This is a genomic window from Streptomyces sp. GL_141, assembly GCF_057834385.1.
The window spans coordinates 3517637-3533881 of sequence record NZ_CM174402.1 but is presented as its reverse complement, the minus strand read 5'-3'; the positions used below and the strand labels follow the sequence as shown (position 1 = coordinate 3533881).

At 73.4% G+C, this 16245-nt stretch carries 16 protein-coding genes; 7 read left to right on the top strand and 9 right to left on the bottom strand.

What is annotated here, in order from left to right; genetic code table 11:
- Nucleotides 1–49: 49 nt before the first annotated feature.
- Nucleotides 50–1222 carry a lipase family protein gene (locus AC3IX6_RS15235; protein ID WP_489370617.1) on the bottom strand — a complete coding sequence of 391 codons (1173 nt, stop codon included), beginning with the start codon at nt 1220–1222 and terminating at the stop codon, nt 50–52.
- 284 nt (nt 1223–1506) lie between these two features.
- On the opposite strand from AC3IX6_RS15235, the gene AC3IX6_RS15230 reads away from it, so the two are divergent.
- Entirely contained in the window at nt 1507–1998 is a 492-nt protein-coding gene (locus AC3IX6_RS15230; RefSeq protein ID WP_489370616.1) for a hypothetical protein, read from the top strand.
- Nucleotides 1999–2117: 119 nt separating this feature from the next.
- Complete coding sequence (locus AC3IX6_RS15225; protein WP_489370615.1) at nt 2118–2393, top strand: hypothetical protein; 276 nt, start codon at nt 2118–2120, stop codon at nt 2391–2393.
- Between the two features lie 57 nt (nt 2394–2450).
- On the opposite strand, the gene AC3IX6_RS15220 is transcribed toward AC3IX6_RS15225, so the two are convergent.
- On the bottom strand, nt 2451–3467 hold the full coding sequence (locus tag AC3IX6_RS15220) for an AraC family transcriptional regulator (RefSeq protein WP_489370614.1): 1017 nt from the start codon (nt 3465–3467) through the stop codon (nt 2451–2453).
- A gap of 119 nt (nt 3468–3586) precedes the next feature.
- Here AC3IX6_RS15220 and AC3IX6_RS15215 point away from each other — a divergent pair, with 119 nt between their 5' ends.
- Complete coding sequence (locus AC3IX6_RS15215; protein WP_489370613.1) at nt 3587–5386, top strand: AMP-dependent synthetase/ligase; 1800 nt, start codon at nt 3587–3589, stop codon at nt 5384–5386.
- A gap of 239 nt (nt 5387–5625) precedes the next feature.
- Here the strand turns inward: AC3IX6_RS15215 and AC3IX6_RS15210 are convergent, their stop codons facing one another.
- Nucleotides 5626–5922: a GVDTG sorting domain-containing protein gene (locus AC3IX6_RS15210; protein WP_489370612.1), complete on the bottom strand. Its 297-nt coding sequence runs from the start codon at nt 5920–5922 to the stop codon at nt 5626–5628.
- 541 nt (nt 5923–6463) lie between these two features.
- Here AC3IX6_RS15210 and AC3IX6_RS15205 point away from each other — a divergent pair.
- Together AC3IX6_RS15205 and AC3IX6_RS15200 are read left to right on the top strand one after the other, a co-directional pair.
- On the top strand, nt 6464–6622 hold the full coding sequence (locus AC3IX6_RS15205) for a hypothetical protein (protein ID WP_489370611.1): 159 nt from the start codon (nt 6464–6466) through the stop codon (nt 6620–6622).
- A gap of 94 nt (nt 6623–6716) precedes the next feature.
- A complete protein-coding gene (locus AC3IX6_RS15200) occupies nt 6717–7481 on the top strand; it encodes a sporulation protein (RefSeq protein WP_489370610.1) in 765 nt (254 codons plus the stop codon).
- Nucleotides 7482–7510: 29 nt separating this feature from the next.
- On the opposite strand, the gene AC3IX6_RS15195 is transcribed toward AC3IX6_RS15200, so the two are convergent.
- The 3 genes from AC3IX6_RS15195 to AC3IX6_RS15185 form a co-directional block, all read right to left on the bottom strand.
- Nucleotides 7511–8005, bottom strand: a complete 495-nt coding sequence (locus tag AC3IX6_RS15195; RefSeq protein WP_489370609.1) for a hypothetical protein — start codon at nt 8003–8005, stop codon at nt 7511–7513.
- Nucleotides 8006–8543: 538 nt separating this feature from the next.
- Nucleotides 8544–10940 carry an FxSxx-COOH system tetratricopeptide repeat protein gene (gene fxsT / locus AC3IX6_RS15190; RefSeq protein WP_489370608.1) on the bottom strand — a complete coding sequence of 799 codons (2397 nt, stop codon included), beginning with the start codon at nt 10938–10940 and terminating at the stop codon, nt 8544–8546.
- A gap of 44 nt (nt 10941–10984) precedes the next feature.
- On the bottom strand, nt 10985–11401 hold the full coding sequence (locus tag AC3IX6_RS15185; RefSeq protein WP_489370607.1) for a hypothetical protein: 417 nt from the start codon (nt 11399–11401) through the stop codon (nt 10985–10987).
- 198 nt (nt 11402–11599) lie between these two features.
- Here AC3IX6_RS15185 and AC3IX6_RS15180 point away from each other — a divergent pair, with 198 nt between their 5' ends.
- Entirely contained in the window at nt 11600–11815 is a 216-nt protein-coding gene (locus AC3IX6_RS15180; protein ID WP_489370606.1) for a hypothetical protein, read from the top strand.
- Between the two features lie 22 nt (nt 11816–11837).
- On the opposite strand, the gene AC3IX6_RS15175 is transcribed toward AC3IX6_RS15180, so the two are convergent.
- Nucleotides 11838–12638 (bottom strand): thioredoxin domain-containing protein, encoded by an 801-nt coding sequence (locus tag AC3IX6_RS15175; protein WP_489370605.1) that lies wholly within the window; start codon nt 12636–12638, stop codon nt 11838–11840.
- A gap of 291 nt (nt 12639–12929) precedes the next feature.
- On the opposite strand from AC3IX6_RS15175, the gene AC3IX6_RS15170 reads away from it, so the two are divergent.
- Nucleotides 12930–14666 carry a lytic transglycosylase domain-containing protein gene (locus AC3IX6_RS15170; protein ID WP_489370604.1) on the top strand — a complete coding sequence of 579 codons (1737 nt, stop codon included), beginning with the start codon at nt 12930–12932 and terminating at the stop codon, nt 14664–14666.
- Here AC3IX6_RS15170 and AC3IX6_RS15165 read toward each other — a convergent pair.
- Both AC3IX6_RS15165 and AC3IX6_RS15160 read right to left on the bottom strand, forming a co-directional pair.
- On the bottom strand, nt 14663–15583 hold the full coding sequence (locus AC3IX6_RS15165; RefSeq protein ID WP_489370603.1) for an alpha/beta fold hydrolase: 921 nt from the start codon (nt 15581–15583) through the stop codon (nt 14663–14665). The two genes, AC3IX6_RS15170 and AC3IX6_RS15165, sit on opposite strands and share 4 nt — an antisense overlap.
- A complete protein-coding gene (locus tag AC3IX6_RS15160; protein ID WP_489370602.1) occupies nt 15580–16179 on the bottom strand; it encodes a TetR/AcrR family transcriptional regulator in 600 nt (199 codons plus the stop codon). The genes AC3IX6_RS15165 and AC3IX6_RS15160 overlap by 4 nt, the downstream gene beginning before the upstream one ends.
- Between the last annotated feature and the right edge of the window lie 66 nt (nt 16180–16245).

Sequence of the window (16245 nt, the reverse complement as noted above, 5' to 3'; positions counted from 1 at the left end):
GGAAAGCGGCTCCCTCCCGGACGGGGCAGCGGCAACGGCAGGTGTCCGATCAGCAGTTGGGGCGCGCCGAGCGGCCCGCGAAACGGTCCGCGAGCCAGTTGCCCGCCGCCAGGGACTGGGTGATGACGCCGCTGACGTGCTCGCCGATCCAGATGGTGTCGAATTCGAGGTTCGCGCCCCGCGCGCACCAGTCGGAGCGCAGCCGGCTGCCGACGGCGTACGGGATGAGCTCGTCGGCGAGCGCGTGGTACTGGAACACGGGCGCGGCCGGGGCGGTGCGCCCGAGCTTGCTCTGGTTCAACCGGGCCTGCCAGTCCGGCTGCGCGAGCGGGTTGCGGGTGGTCAGGTCGGAGATCCGCTTGAAGGAGCCGGCGATGGCGTCGATCGCGACGCAGTTGTCCTTCATGGCGCCGACCAGGAGCTTTCCGGCCGGGTTGAGGTAGGAGTCGAGCTTCAGTTCCGGGAAGGCCGCGTCCTGGCCGGCGGCGGCCATGAAGATGAGGCCGGAGCCGTAGGAGCCGTTGTTGAAGTCGGCCACCTTCAGCAGGTCGGCCGGGACGCCGCCCGTCGCGGTGCCCTTGACCTGCAACTCCGGTGCGTACGAGCCCTGCAGCTCGGCGGCCCAGCTGCTGGCCTGGCCGCCCTGGGAGTACCCCATGATGCCGACGGGCGTCGTGGCCGACAGCCCGGCCTCGGGGAGGCGGGTGGCCGCGCGGGCGGCGTCGAGGACGGCGTGGCCGGCGGAGGGGCCGACGGTGTAGGTGTGCACGCCGGGGGTGCCGAGGCCCTCGTAGTCGGTGACGACGACGGCCCAGCCGCGCAGGGTGAGCTGCTGGATGAGGTTGGCCTCCATGGCGGTGCCGTACGGGAGGTTGTTGCTCGGCGCGCAGGAGTCGCCCATGCCGACGGTGCCGACGGCGTAGGTGATCAGCGGGCGCGGGGAGGTGCGGCCGTCCTGGGGGACGATGACGGTGCCGGAGACGACGTTCGGGGCTCCGTCGGCGGTCGTGGAGTTGTAGTGGATCTTCCAGGCCTTGGTGTTGGTGGGCTGGCCGGGGAGCGGGTGGAACGCGGACGGGGCGCTGCTGACGATGTCGCCGGGGCGGGCGGCGGCGGCCTCCTCCGCCCGGGCGGTGGCGGCGCTGGCGGTGGAGGCGGTGGGGATCGCGGCCGAGAGGGCCAGGGCGGCCACTGCGGCGAGTGCTGAGCTTCGGATGCGCATGGGGCGGCTCTCCCAAGGGTCCGGTGGGGGTGGTAGGTGAGGAGAAGGTAGTGACCGACCGGTAGGAACGTCGCTGACCGCACAGCTCAGCTTTCCTGACCCGGGGCCGCACCCCTGCCGTGCCGCACGCCCTGCCCGCCCATCCGGCCGGTCCGCCGTTCGTTCGGTCGGTCCGCCCACCTTGTCGGGGTGGCCGCGGGTGCGGTACAAACGCGCGACACGCAGGGCGGAATTCAGCCTTGCGGACCATTGGGCTTGGCATGAACACATCATTTGGGGGAGTTGTGGCGGTCCTGACGCGCGCGCAGAAGTTCAAGAACCGGGCGACCTTGGGCCTGGTCCTCACGGGGATCGGCCTCGCCGCGTTCTTCTTCGTCGGCATGGCCTCGCAGCAACCCGCCGGCTGGGGTGCGGCCTACGCCTTCGCCGATCCGGTCACGGTCCAACTCCCGCGCAGCTGCGGGGTGGAGACCGTCGTGAGCCGCGGCGGCAGCTCGGGCCGGAGCACCGGAAAGTGCGAGGGCACCGGGTGGACGGCCGACGGGAAGGCCCGTACCGGCACGCTCTACTCGTACGCCGACGAGATCGCCCGCGACGGCTCGGGCAAGCTGGCGTACAAGGGCGAGGCCCGCGCCCTGGGCGACCGGGCGTACGGCGAGCCGGCGCTGTGGATCACCATCGTCCACCTGGCGGCGCTGGGCCTGGCCGCGCTCGGTCTGGCCGTCGTGCTCTTCGCCGCCCTGGCGGCGGCGGTGCCGGGGCGCCGGCGGCCTTGACGGGCGCCGCCCTCCGCGTCCGGCCAGGGGTATGGATCTGAACGCGGCAGTGCGACAGACGGCCAAGCGTCGGGTCATCCACCGGGGCCGCCCCCGCCTCCGCCTGCACCGCGTGCGAGATGAACGCCTGCACCTCCTGCGACGTCGCCGGCGCGGCCTGCGCCACCTGTGCGGTCGGCGCCTGTCGCGGCTGCAACGCCCCCGCCTCCGCCTGCCGCAGCTGCGAGATGAACGCCTGCCGCTCCTGCGCGGGCAACACCTGCGCCGAAGCCGCCCCCACGGGCTGCTCCGCCCCGGCCGCCGCCGCGACCCCGAAGGGCTCCTGCGCCACCGGCAACGGAGGCTGCGACTGCGGCCTGTTCACCCTCCGGGTCCCCGGCGCGGCGACCCGCTAGCGGCGGGCGCGGCCCGCAGAGCAACCGGGCGCGACCCGCTGGCAGCGGGCGCGCGCCTCAGCCGCCCGACGCGATGCGGTACGCGCCCGGGGTGGTGCCCGTCCAGCGGCGGAAGGCGCGGTGGAACGCCGTGTCCTCCGAGAAGCCCAGCCGGGCCGCCAGCTCCGCGATGGGTTCGCGGCTCTCCGCCAGGCCGGCTATCGCCGCATCGCGCCGCACGTGGTCCTTCAGCTGCTGGAAGGACGTGCCCTCCTGCTGGAGCCGCCGCCGCAGCGTCGCCGGGGAGACCGCCAGGCGCGCCGCCACCTCGCCCAGCTCCGGCAGCCGCGGCGAGCCGCGCAGGGCCTGGGTCAGGGTCCGGCGGACCTGCTCCGCGACCGTGGTCCCGTACGCCGGCCGGGACAGCAGGTCGAAGGGGGCCCGCCGGAGCATCGCGTCGAGCGCGGCCTCGTCCCGTACGAGCGGAGCCGTCAGCCAGTGCGCGTCGAAGGCCACGGCCGCGCCCGTGCGCGCCTCGCCGAAGCGCACCGGACAGTCGAAGAGGAGCTCGTACTCCTCCTCGTGCGGCGGCGCCGGATACGCGAAGGAGGCGTAGGCCAGGGGGATGCGCCGCCCGATCAGCCAGCTGCTCAGCCGGTGCCAGATCGCGAGCACGCACTCGGTGAGGAAACGCTCCTCGTCCCGCGCGAACTCGTTGCGCACCATGAACCACGCCTGCCCGCCCTCGACTTCGAGCGCCAGCTCCGGCCCGCCCGGGAACAGCCCGTAGAAGGTCGCGGAGCGCTCCACCGCCGCACCGAGATCGGGGCAGCCCAGGGAGGCCCTGCACATCATCGCGAAGGTCCCGGGCCGGCTCGGCACGGTGGACAGGCCCAGGAACTCGTCCTGCGTGGCCCGGTACAGCGCCCGGAACAGCCGCGCGAACTGCGCGGGCGTGACCCGCGCCCGGTCGTCGCCCAGCAGCAGCGGCGGAATCTGCGCCTCCTGGAGCAGCGGCACGGTGTCGAGCCCGCTGCCGCGCGCCCCCGCGAGCACGGCACGCACGTGGTGCACGGTGACCGTCCGCCTCCCCATGGGTCCGACGGTAGCCGCAATGAGCGCTGAGGTCAGCGGGGGTGACGCTTCCGGTCATGCCGCGGACGCCTCCCCGGTGCCTAGCGTCATCGGTACGACCCGAGGGGGAGGCGAGCCCGATGGACCCGATGAGCCCGATGGATCCGATGGACCCGATGAGCCCGGTGAGTGGGAGCCGGACCGGGGGAGCCGCGCGGCCGCGCACGCTGGCCGTGTTCACGGAGTGGACGGGCGAGCGGTACGCGGCCGAGACCGCCCTGCGCCACAAGAAGGGAGGGGGCGGCGGCTGGGACACCGTCACCTACGGCCAACTGCGCGCCCGCGTAAGGGAGTCCGGCCGCGCCCTGCTCGGCCTCGGGGTCGCCCCCGGCGAGCGCGTCGCGGTCCTCGCGGAGACCCGCCCGGAGTGGACGTACACCCACTTCGGGGTGCTGGCCGCGGGGGCCGTCCTCGTGCCGGTGTACCCGACGGCCGGGGAGGAGGAGCTCGCCTGGGTGCTGTCGGACTCCGCGGCCGTGGTCGTCGTCTGCGACGACGCCGCGCAGGCGGCGCGGGTGGAGGCGCTGCGCCCGAAGCTCCCGGCGCTGCGCGCGGTGGTGGAGATGGACGGGCTGCGCGCCCTCCCCGACCCGGCGCCGGAGGCCGAACTCCTCGCCCGCGCCGCGGCGGTGGACCCCGCGGCCGACGCCTCCATCGTCTACACCTCGGGCACCACCGGCCTGCCCAAGGGATGCCGCCTCACGCACGCGAACCTCGGCGCGATCCAGGACGCCACCCTCCCGCTGGTCAAGGGTGGCCCGGGGGACTCCACGTACCTCTACCTCCCCCTTGCCCACCTGCTGGCCCAGCTGATCCAGTTCACCACCCTCCTGGAAGGCGGGGAGCTCTGCTACTTCGGCGGCCGCATCGAGGACGTCATCGGCGAGCTCGCCGAGGCCCGGCCGACCCATCTGCCGTCCGTGCCGCGCCTGTTCGAGAAGCTGCACTCCGTGGTCCTCTCCCTCGCGGAGTCCCAGGAGGGCGGCACGGACCGCTTCGCGGAGGCGGTCCGGCTCGGGGTGCTGGCCTCCGAGGGGCGCCTCCCCGATGTGGACCGCGCAGCGTACGAGGCTGCCGACAAATCCCTGTACTCCCTGGTCAGGGGCGCCTTCGGGGGCCGCCTGAAATGGGCGCTGACGGGCGGCGCCCCGATCGCCCCGGCCACCCTGGACTTCCTGCGGGCCTGCGGGATCGCCGTCTTCGAGGGCTACGGCATGACGGAGTCGGGCGGGGTCATCAGCCTCAACCACCCGGACGGGATCCGCTACGGGTCGGTGGGCCGCCCGATCGCGGGGTGCGAGGTCCGCATCGCCGAGGACGGGGAGGTCCTGGCCCGGGGCCCGATGATCTTCCCCGGGTACCACGCCAACGACACGGCGACGGCGGAGGCGCTGGACGGGGAAGGCTGGCTGCACACCGGCGACCTGGGCGAGGTCGACCCGGACGGCTACCTCTCCATCACCGGCCGCAAGAAGGAGCTGATCATCACCTCGGCCGGCAAGAACATCACCCCCACCGAGCTGGAGTTCGCCGTCCAGCGCTCCCGCTACGTCTCCCGCGCCGTCATGATCGGCGACCGCCGCCCCCACCCGGTGGCCCTGATCACCCTGGACGCGGAGGAGATCGCCGCCTGGGCCACCCGCGAGTCGGTGACCCTGGACCCCGCCGCCCCCGGCGAGCACCCTGCCGTACGGGCCCTCGTCGCGGAAGCGGTCGAGGCGGCCAACGCCACGGTCTCCCGCCCGGCCCGCGTCCGCGCCTTCCGGGTCCTGCCCGGGGAGTTCACGGTGGAGGCGGGCACCCTCACCCCGACGCTGAAGCTGCGCCGCAGGGCGGTGGCGGAGCGGTACGCGCGCGAGATCGAGGAGCTGTACGGGTAGGAGCAGGACGGGGCGGGGGGGCTTGGGGTGCGCGGGGTGGACGAGGCGCTCCGGGGACCGCCGGCCGGCCGGTTCGGCCGGTGGCTGCGAGGGTCGCACCCCCGTGGCATCCCTCCCAGCCGGCCTCCGGACGGCCGAGGCCGCCGGAAGCCCCCGGAGCACCCCGGAAGCCCCCGTAAGGCCGGGGGGCCTTACGGGGGCGGTAGGTGAGCCCGGCACTGCCGCGCCGGGCGGGAGGCTCAGTGCTGCTGGGCCGAGCGGCGGCGGAGCAGGACGAAGCCGGCGGCTCCGAGGACCGCGGAGCCCGCGCCGGCCGCGATCCACGCGGACGCGCTGTTGGTGGAGTCGGCCACCTCCGCGCCGGCCGCCACGCCGCCCTTGGGGACCACGACGGTCTGCGCGCCGCCGTGGGCGGAGATCGCGGGCTTCGGGGTCGCGGAGGGCTTGGCCGGGGTGGAGGGCTTGACGCCGCAGTCCTTGAGCGGGGCCGGGAAGCTGACGCCCAGCCACGGGATCACGCCGTCGGCGACGCGCACCTGGAGCTGCGGCGTCAGCGGGTCGTCACCGTGCAGCCCTGCCGCGTCCGGCTGCCGCCCTGCGCGAAGCCCCGGACTCCGGGTTCTTCCACGACTGGACCTGGCCCTTGCCGTTCAGGGTGACCCACATGCCGGCGATCTGGCCGCCGTCCTCCGCCTGCTCGCCCGGACCGCCGACGCTGAGCCGGCCGAGCTGGCTGCTGCCCTCGTTGTAGACGTCCCGAGGGCGGCGGTGACGACGGCGGAGCGCAGGAAGGTCTGGCGGCGGGAACGGGTGCGGATCGACATGGGGAACTCCGTGGCAGGGCAGTGGCGGAAGGCGGAGGGGTCGCAGGGCGCCTTCTCTGCCAGTCGGAACTGTCGAGGCCGGGGCGGGGCTGCAAGAAGAAAATTACGGAGCGCGTGTAGGTGAAGTGTCTGTTCCATGTCACCGGACTGTCACGGCGGTTGGCCCCGGTGAACCAGGCGGCGACCTGCACTTATGGGACCGCGTGGGCCGCCTCGACGTCACCCCCGTGCCAGACTCCCCTCGATCACGGGGGTGAACGGCCCCCGGCCCCGCCCCGAGGGCACCGGGCCGCTGGCGAAGGAGGCCGTGCGCACGGACATCGACACCTCGGCGGCCGCCGCGGGAGCGCCGGCGAACGACCCGGACATCATCCGCATGAGCGGGACCGGTCCGGCCGACTCGGTCGGCTGACCGGCCGTTCGGCCCCAACACCCGTGCTGGGCAAGGCTGTTTACCATGATCACATCGACCGGCGGGGGAGCCGGTCCGTGAATGGGGGAGAGTCATGGCATTCCGCAAGTTTCTGAGCGCCCTCGGCGTCAACGCGCCCAGCGTGGAGACGGTCGTCGAGAACCCGAAGGTCCACCCGGGCGGGACCCTGCGCTGCGTGGTCACCGCCGTGGGCGGCGGCGCCGACGTGGACATCGAGCGGGTACGGCTGGAGGTGGTCGTCCGGGCCGAGGACCTCGAACTGAACGGCGACAAGACCGCCTGGAAGCACCCGTACACCGTGGTGACGGTCGATCTCGACGGTTTCCGGCTGCCCGCCGGTGAGACGGTGACGGTCCGCGGCGAGGTCGTGCTGCCGTGGGAGACCCCGCTCACGCACGGGATGGGCGCGCCCATCCCCGGCGGCCGGGTCGCGGTCCGTACCGAGCTGGCCGTCGACAAGTCGGTGGACCAGGGGGACTTCGACGAGATCGAGGTGCACGCCCTCCCGGCCCAGGACGCGATCCTCCAGGCCTACACGGACCTGGGATTCGAACTGCACGAGGCCGAGGTGAAGATCGGGTTCCTCCCGAAGCTGGCACCGCGCATGCAGTCCCGGCAGACGGAGAAGTGCTGGCAGGAGATCGACTTCTTCTACCCGGAGTCCTGGAAGCGGGGGCGGCAGGAGCTGGAGACGGTCTTCGTCGCCCGCGAGGACTCCCTCGACGCCCACCCGGGCGGGTATCCGCCGGCCACCTTCGTCTACGCGGAGCTGGACCGGCAGACCTGGACGGAGGCCCTGGAGAAGCACGTGACCGGCTACTGGCCGTCCTACGCATAGCCCCGGGAACCGCCGGCCCGGGGGCGACTTCACCCCTCGGCCGGCGCCCCGCCACCCGACCGCCGCCGCCGCCACCGCGACGGCACCCGCACCCGCACGCCCGCGGCGATCAGCCCCAGGTACGTCACGAACACCGACACCCCGAAAACGTAGTCGCCTATGTCGCCCCCGATGTCCTCGTACTCGTCCGGCGAGTACAGGTCCCCCTTGCGGTCACCCTCGGCGAGCACCCAGCCGAGGTCCCAGCCGAAGCCGGTCGCCGGGTCGTAGTCCGGGGCTTTGAGGAGGGCGCCCCGGTCGGTGTGGCACCGGTAGGCGCCCTCGCGGTCCCTCGCGGTGTAGGGGTCGCGCCAGCGCACCTCGCAGCGTCCGTCCGGCTGCTCGCTGAGGACGGTCAGTTCGATCCGGCGAAACTCAGGAGGCGGCGTGGCCCCGTCCAGGCCCACCGAGAGCGCGAACAGAGCGATGCCGACCACCAGGACCCACCACCGGGACCGCCACCGGGACCGCTGTGCTCTGGCCATCCCCGCCTCCCTCGTCCGCGTGGGGACAGGATGGGCCGGAAAGGGCCGCACGGCCAGAGTCAGGCAGAGGAGGAAGGCCGCATTCCACGTGCGGAGTGTCAAGCGGAATCCCGAATGGATCACGACTAGGTGGACAAAGGAGCGGCCTGGCGCGGATTCCTAGGCCGGACGGCACTCCGCATCGTTCTCGGCGCCATCGCGGTGGCATCAAGGAAGCGGTGATGGGCGACCAGTTCAAGGTGTACGGAGCCGGGGCCACCGGGCAGGCCCGGCGCGGCGGTTCGGGAGACACCAGGGGAGGCGGTCGATGATGGCCGGCGATCAGTACAGGGGGTCAAGGCGATGCCGGGCCGACCGGGAAGCGGAAGGCGGGGGCCACGGGCAGTGGCCCCCTTCTTTTCCTACGCTTCCGTGCCCCCCCCCGAGGGAGCGGGGCGGTCCGGGGAAGACGGTGTGGGCGTGCGTGTGACTGGGGGAGCGGAGTCGTGGCCGAGGCGTGCGCACGGTCGGGCTGATCTACGCCTCGTGCGGGAGGCGGCTATCGCTCCCCGGCCTCTCGTCGCCAGTGGGCGAGACAGGACCGGATGGCGAGGGTGTCGGGGTGGTCCGCGCCCAGGACCCGCAGGTGATCCTCCAGCGTCGCGGTGAGTGAGGCAGCGGCCTCGTTCGGGTTCCCGGCCTTTCCGAGCCAGACGGCGAGGTTGGACCGGCTGATGAGTGTGGTGGGGTGGTCCGGACCCAGCACGCGCAGCTGGTCCTTCAGCAGGGTGGCGGTTTCGGCTGCGGCTCCGGCCGGATCCCCTGCCTCGCCTCGCATGTGGGCGAGGTTGTTCCGGGTGGCGAGTGTGTTGGGGTGGTCCGGGCCCAGTACGCGCAGGTGGTCCTCCACCAGGGTGGCGAACGCGGCTGCGGATCCGGCCGGATCCCCGGCCTCGCCTCGCATGTGGGCGAGGTTGTTCCGGGTGGTGAGGGTGTGGGGGTGGTCCGGGCCCAGGACCCGCAGGTAGTCCTCCAACAGGTGGGCGAACGCGGCAGCAGCCCCAGCCGGATCGCCGGTGTTCCCGCGCCAGGTCGCCAAGTTGCTCCGGGTGGCGAGTGTGTTGGGGTGGTCCGGGCCCAGGACCCGCACGTAGTCCTCCAACAGGTTGGCGAATGCGGCAGCAGCGCCGGCCGTATCCCCAGCCTCTCCGAGCCACAGGGCGAGGTTGTTCCGGGTGGCGAGGGTGCCCGCATGGTCCGGGCCCAAGAGCCGCAATTGGTCCTCGAGCAGGGCACCGAACGCGGCGGCGGCACCGGTCGGATCCCCCGCCCTGGCCTGCAAGCCGGCAAGGTTGGACCGGGCAGTGAGGGTGTTGTGGTGGTCAGGGCCCAGCACCCGCAGGGCCTCCTCCAGCAGGTGGACGGTTGCCTCCACGGCGCCGGCGGTGTCCCCTGCCTCCCCGCGCCAGACCGCGAGGTCGGACCGACAGGTGAGCGTGCTGGGGTGGTCCGGCCCCAAGCGGCGGGTGGCGGTGTTCGTGAGCTGCTGGGCGTGGTCGATGGCGGCAGCCAACTGGCCGGCCCGTCCGAGGCTTTCACCAAGGCGATACAGCACCCTGTGGATGGCAGGCTCGTACAGGGCGTCTTCGGCGCATGCGATCAGGGCGGTGGTGTTCGCGCGCAGGGCACTGGCCAGGCCGGCGTCGCGTTCGGTGTCGGGCCAGGCGCCGGTCAGGGCGTCGGCCGCAACGAGCGCCAGCAGGTCCCGGTATTCAGGGTCGAGAGGGTCGCGGATGGTCCGCTGGATGATCTGGTGGATGCGTACGGCCTGGTGGGTTTCGGTGGGGGAGTGGTCGATCAGGCTCAGGCGGTGCAGAGCTCGCAGCGCGCCGGTCACCTCCTCCTCGGTGACCGCGGGGGGTGCTGGGGCGGGGCTGTCACCGTGCTGAAGAGTTCGGTGGGCCGTGAGGTAGCTCCGGGTCGCGTGCCCGGTCAGGACCTCGTCGGGGATGCCGTTCGGGTCGAGCATCGCCGCGAGCTGGAGCATGGGACGGGCCAGACCCGCCGGGCGGAGCTCGTCCGCGCGGTCCACGGACAGGGCCCAGGCGGCCGCCGCAGGGGTCGGCTGGTCGTCGGGCAGGGCGCCGGGCTCGGGTAGCAGGTCGGCCAGTTGGCGTGCGCGGTCAGCGAGGCGGGTGCGGTACTCGGCGGCCGTCAGGTGGGTGTCGATGAGGTAGGCGGCGGCCTGGGAGAGGGCGAGCGGCAGGTGACCGAGGTTCTCGGTCAGGGCGGCGAGGTCCGCTTCGGGTTCGCATCGACCGTGGGCGGCCAAGGCCTGTCGGAGGTGTGCCGTGGCCTCGGCCGGGGTGAACAGGCCCACCGTGACCAGGCGGCCGTGGGAGGCGAGGGCGGCCTCGCGGCGCCGGGTGGTGATCAGGGTCCGTCCCCGGTCATGGACGGGCGGCCACAGGTCGCGCAGGTCGCCCGGGTCGGCGACGTCGTCCAGGACGATCAGCCAGCGGGGACGGCCGGGCGCGGGTTCGAGCCAGGCCAGGAACGCCTGCGCGGCCCGCTCCGGGGCGGCGGGGTCCGTGTGCAGGATGTCGGCGGCGGCCTGGGCGTAGGCGTCGATGACGGCCTGGCGGGTGGCGGCGGTGACCCAGACCAGGAGGTCGACCTGCCGCTCGGCCCAGGCACGCCGGGCGTGGTCGGCCGCGAGCTGGGTCTTGCCCACGCCGCCCATCCCGGCCAGGACCTGGCAGAGCACCGCAGTGCCCCCGCCCTCCACGGCGGAGCGCAGCTCCTCCGCCTCGGCCCGGTCCTGGAACGAACCGGCCCGGCGGGGGATCACCCCGACCTGGTGCGGCCAGGAGACGGCATGCCGCGCGGCGGCCTGGTACGAGACCTGGCCGATGTGGTTCGCCGCCAGGCTGCCCTGCGCAGCGTGGATCTGCACACCGCCGACCGGTGGTGTGGGGAGGCTTGGAAACGCCGGTCCGGTCAGCCCTGGGACGGATCCGGCACCGGAGGGGGGCCGATGCGCGCGCCTCCGTGGAGAACGGCCGCCGCGATGGAGCCGCCCTCGGCCTTCACGCTGACGTCCCGCCCGGCGGCCACTCCGCCGGCCGCGGCCGAAACCCCGCGAGCCTCCCCGGTGTCCTCCAGCAGGGCGCGCAGCTCGGTGGCCGCCTGCTCGCGCTCCGCGTCGTCCAGACCTTCGAGGAGGTCCTCGATGCGAGTCCGCCACACCGCCGCCTGGAGCGTCTCCTGCGACCCGCCCCCGGCCACGAGTTCGGCCGCGCTCCGGTCCAGGCGCTCCAGCTGCACCCGCTCCAGCTCGCCGTCGCCCCGACCGAACCACCGCGCGACCCGGTCGCGGACTTCCGACCACGCGTCCGTCGTCGCGGCCTGCACCACTGCGGCGCCCCCCGCCGCGGCCAACGCTTCCAATGACTCGGCCAGCACTTCGCGCCCACCCCCGTGTTCCCGGATCCTTCGTACGCGGCCCCTGACGAGCCGCATCCGAACGTACTTCCGCGGATCAGTGTGCACGGTCCCTTCGCCCAAGTCGTAGCCGTTGAGGCAGATGCCCGGGGGCCCGTCGTCATGGAGCCCGTGACGAACAACGGGGAAGGGAAAGGCAGTCCGGCGGCGTGCCCCGGCTGCGGGACCGGGGACAAGGCCCCGGTCGCCGACGTGCGGCGGGGCAAGGACCAGATCCGGCGGTTCCGCCACCATGTCTGGACGGCCGGCGGGTACGGGGACCAGCTCGACGAGAAGGCGGAGGCGGAGGAGAAGGCGGCGGCCAAGGCGGCAGACGAGCCGGCCTGACCCGCCCGCGCCGCCCGCCCCGCTACTTCAGGTTCTCGCCGATCAGCTTCTTGAACTCGTCCGGGGTGATCGAGTCGATCCCCTTGCCCGAGTTCACCGTGAGCTTCTTGCCGTTGATGGAGACGTCCGGGGTGCCCTGCATGTTCTGGTCGTAGAAGGCCTGGCCGACCTTCTCGACCCACGGCATGTAGGTGAGTTCCTTGACCGCCTGGTTGAAGGCGGGCGTGCGCAGCCCCGGGACCTGGTTCGCGAGGTCCAGCAGGGTGGCCGTGGAGCCGAACTTGTCGTCCGATTCCTTCTCCGGGTGGTTCTGGTAGAGCACCTGGAGGTACTCCATGAACTTCTCGGGGCTCTCGTTCGCCGCCGCGCCCAGGGCGTTGACCGCCCGCTTGGAGCCCTTGCCACCGCCCAGCGCCTTGTCCAGGAACGTGGCGAAGTGGTACTCGACGCGGTACGTGCCCGCGTCCGCCTGCTCCTTGATGGTCTTCCCGAGGCCGATCTCGACGCCCGCGCAGTAGGGGCAGCGCGGGTCGAGCCAGACGGAGAGGACGTTCTTCGCGTCGGCCTTGCCGTACGGGATCACGATCCCGTCCGTGCCGGTGGTGTTGGCCGGCTGGACGAAGGGCTTGCCGGCGGCCTCGTCACCGGAGTCCGAGGAGTTCGCCGCGTACAGGCCGATGCCGACCGCGAGGGCCAGTACGGCGACCAGCGCGCCGCCGATCAGCACGCGCCCGCGCAGCTTCTCGCGCCGGGCCCGGGCCTCGCGCTCCTCGCGCATGCGCTCGCGGGCCTCGCGCCGCTGGTCCTTCTTGCTGGTTGCCATTCCCCAAGGATAAAGATCGTAGAGCGCTCAAGTAGGTGCCATTGGTGCGAATCGGGCAGGGACTTAAGTCCCCGATCGGCATCCGGGCGAGGGGTCCGTGAAGATGAGGCGAATGGTGGGGCACATCTCCTGGGGCGGCGGTGAGTCGCGCGCGAAGAACTGATAGACAGTTAACCTCAACGGCCCCATCGGCCGTCCGCGCGAAGATGTCGGGGCGCGCGGAGCGATATATGACTTTTTTACGTTTTACGGGGGCCGGGACGGCCGCCGCTCTGGGGGGATCGCCGCACTGTGAAGCCACTTCACCGTCACCTCGTCAACACCTCGCGCAAAGTCATGTGCACGGCCGCCCTCGCGGCCAGCCTGACCACTGCCGCGGTCGTGACCAACACACCGATCGCGGGCGCGGGGGAAGCCGAACCGACCCCCGACAGTCCCCAGGCGACCGACCGTGGTGACGCCCGGCTGGACCTTCCCGACCTGGTCGCCGACCCGCCGCCGGCGCCCCCCGGCGCCGCCAGCCCCGGCGGAGCCACCGCGGGCATACCCGCGACCGCCCTCGACGCCTACAAGCGCGCCGAGATCTCGGTGGGCGCCGCGCTCCCCGGCTGCCACCTGCCCTGGCAACTGCTCGCGGGCATAGGCCGGGTGGAGTCCGTGCACGCCTCCGGCTACGGGCTCAAGGCGGACGGGTACACCGAGAAGCCGATCCGCGGGCCGCGCCTGGACGGCAACGGCTTCGCCGAGATCAGGGACACCGACAAGGGCGAGTGGGACGCGGACCCGGATTACGACCGCGCGGTCGGCCCGATGCAGTTCATCCCCTCCACCTGGTCCACCTGGGGCGCCGACGGCAACGCCGACGGCAAGCGCGACCCGAACAACATCTACGACGCCGCGCTGGGCGCCGGCCTCTACCTCTGCGCGGGCCAGCGCAACCTGACCGACGCGGGCGACCTCGACAAGGCGGTCCTCAGCTACAACAGGTCGCGCGAGTACGTGAACACGGTGCTCGGCTACATGCGGCAGTACCAGGCCGGCCAGGGCGCCACCGCGGTTCCGAACCCGCCCTCCGGCAACTACCCGACGCCGAACCCGCCGTACCTGCCGACGCCGCCGGTCCCGCCGGCCCCCGCGCCGGTCCCCACGCCGACGCCGACTCCCCCGCCGACGCCGACCCCGAAGCCGCCGGTCCCCCCGACGCCGGCCCCGACCCTGGACAAGCTGATCCGGGTCGGCACCGCCGAGCTCACGGCCGAGGCCGGGACCGAGTTCGCGCGCACCCCGCTCATCAAGGCGGTGCTGAGCGACGGCATGCCGGCCGTCGACCAGGCGATCGTGATCTCGGTCGATGACGACACCACCGGCCGCACCGTCTTCGCGGCCGACGGCAAGGACTTCGCGGTCGTGCGCACCAACGCCAAGGGCCTGGTCCGGGTTCCGAAGCTGAAGGCGGGCGGCAAGGCCGGCTCCTTCAGCCTGCGCGCCACGGGCTACGCCGTTTCGGTCGAGGTCTCCCTGCGGATCGGCGGCAAGGTCACCCCGGCCAAGCCGGTTCCCGTCCCGGAGGCGGACCAGCTGGTCCGCAGCGACGCGAACGCCGGCACGCCGCTCACGGCGGAGGCCGGGACCGGAATCAAGGGCGTGCAGTTCCTGGCGACGGCGAAGGGCAAGGCGGTCGCCGGGGCCAAGGCCACGGCCGGGCTCGGGACCAAGGACAAGGACGGCGTGTGGGTCCCGGCGGACCCGGCCAAGGCGGGGGAGACCCCGTACTTCCTGGACAAGGACGGCAAGAAGCTGACGGAGCTGGCGCTGCCGGCGACCGCGGCGGACGGCAAGATCGCCCTGCCGGAACTGTCCACCACGGGCGTCGCCGCGGGCGCGTACACGCTCCGCGTGCGGATCTCGGACCAGGTGGTCCTCTTCCTGGAGATCACCGTCACCGCGCCGCCCGCCACCGAGCCCCCGGCCACCGAGCCGCCCGCGACGGAGCCCCCGGTGACCGACCAGCCGGCCCGCAAGGCCTAGGACGACCGCAGGGCCCCGTACCCGGAGACCGGGTCCCGGAACGCCTGTCGCAGCACCCCGCCGAACTCGGCGGGGTGCGTGCTCAGGCCGGTGTGCCCGCCGGGGAAGTGCAGCAGCTCCCTGCCGAACCGCTCCGCGAGGTACGCGGCCGGACGGTAGGGCAGCTCGCCCCGGGAGTCCCGGCCGCCGGCGAGCACGAGCCGGTCCGCGACCGCCTCCAGCCGCCGCAGGTCCGGGGAGTAGGCCATGAAGCTCGGCACGATGCGCCCGAGGAAGTAGGGCAGATCGGCCATCGTCCGCTCGACCCGGGCGGCCGCGGCGGCCGGAAGCCCGGCAGGGGCGGGCGGCTCGACGGCCCGGTCGCCGCGGCCGTCGCCCCCATCGCCACCGGCCCCGTTCTCCTTCTGCAGCCCCGCCGCGAACACGCCCATCGCCGGCATGAGCCCCTCCGCGTCCAGGGTGTCCCGCACGCGCGCGAGGAACGCGCGGTGCGCGGGGGCGTCCGGCAGCACCTCCACCACCGGGGGCTCGTGCGCCACGAGGCGTACGAGGCGTTCGGGCCGGGCGGCCAGCAGGTGCAGGGCCGCGATCGCGCCCGAGCTGGAGCCGAAGACCCGGGCCGGCTCGGCGGGCGACAGCAGATCCAGCAGCCGCAGCGCGTCCTCGGCGTGCTCGGCCACGCTCTGGCCGGCCTCCGGTTCGTCCAGCGGGCTGCGGGACAGGCCGCGCGGATCGTAGGACGCGACGGTGTACTCGGCCGCCAGGGCGTCGGCGACGCCGTCGAAGGCGGCCGCGCCTCCGGTCCCGCCGGGGATCAGCAGCAGGAGCGGGCCCCGGCCGCGCACCTCGTAGTGCAGGGTCGCGCCGGGCACGCGCAGGGTGCCGGTGGCCGGGGTGCCCGGGGTCCGGGTGCTCATGCGGAGCCTCCGTCGCGGGGCGCCGGCCAGTGCGTCAGCAGGACGTGCAGGGCGTCGAGGGACCGGACCCAGGAGGCCTGCGGTGTGCGCGCGTGGGCGAAACCGCCCGAGGCCTCCAGGGCGACGAACCCGTGGAACGTGCTGCGCAGCAGCCGGGCCGCGTCGGTCAGATCGGGCTCGGCCAGCCCGTAGCCGCGCAGCATGCCGTAGGTGAGCGCGACCGCGCGGCGCGGTCCGCGGGCCTTCGCGGCCAGCTCGGGGTCGATCTTGATCGGGGCCTGCGTCGCTGCGTAGCGGCCGGGGAACTTGTGGGCGTACTCCCGCCAGGCGTTGGCGTACGCGACGAGCGCGTCCCGTCCCGCGAGCCCCGCGGTCGCCTCCGCGATGAGCAGCGTCTTCTCGTCCGCCGCCAGCAGCGCGATCCGCCCGCGGAGGTCTTCCAGGCTGCGGACGTGCGCGTAGAGACTCGCGTCCTGCACCCCGAGCCGCCGCGCGACCTGCGCCATGGTCACCCGGTGCAGCCCCACGTCATCCGCGACCTCGGCCCCCACGACGGTGACCTTCTCCGCCGTCAGCCCCACCCGTACGCCCACCATGACATCCTCCCCGTGGTCCCTAGGGGCCTTAGGCTACAACTTGGATCACTAGGCACAAGGCTAGGG

Coding starts and splice junctions, on each gene's coding strand:
- AC3IX6_RS15235 (WP_489370617.1), bottom strand. CDS start 1,222: ATGCGCATCCGAAGCTCAGCACTCGCCGCAGTGGCCGCCCTGGCCCTC.
- AC3IX6_RS15195 (WP_489370609.1), bottom strand. CDS start 8,005: ATGGCCAGAGCACAGCGGTCCCGGTGGCGGTCCCGGTGGTGGGTCCTG.
- AC3IX6_RS15175 (WP_489370605.1), bottom strand. CDS start 12,638: ATGGCAACCAGCAAGAAGGACCAGCGGCGCGAGGCCCGCGAGCGCATG.
- AC3IX6_RS15160 (WP_489370602.1), bottom strand. CDS start 16,179: ATGGTGGGCGTACGGGTGGGGCTGACGGCGGAGAAGGTCACCGTCGTG.
- AC3IX6_RS15220 (WP_489370614.1), bottom strand. CDS start 3,467: ATGGGGAGGCGGACGGTCACCGTGCACCACGTGCGTGCCGTGCTCGCG.
- AC3IX6_RS15215 (WP_489370613.1), top strand. CDS start 3,587: ATGGACCCGATGAGCCCGATGGATCCGATGGACCCGATGAGCCCGGTG.
- AC3IX6_RS15225 (WP_489370615.1), top strand. CDS start 2,118: ATGAACGCCTGCACCTCCTGCGACGTCGCCGGCGCGGCCTGCGCCACC.
- AC3IX6_RS15200 (WP_489370610.1), top strand. CDS start 6,717: ATGGCATTCCGCAAGTTTCTGAGCGCCCTCGGCGTCAACGCGCCCAGC.
- AC3IX6_RS15165 (WP_489370603.1), bottom strand. CDS start 15,583: ATGAGCACCCGGACCCCGGGCACCCCGGCCACCGGCACCCTGCGCGTG.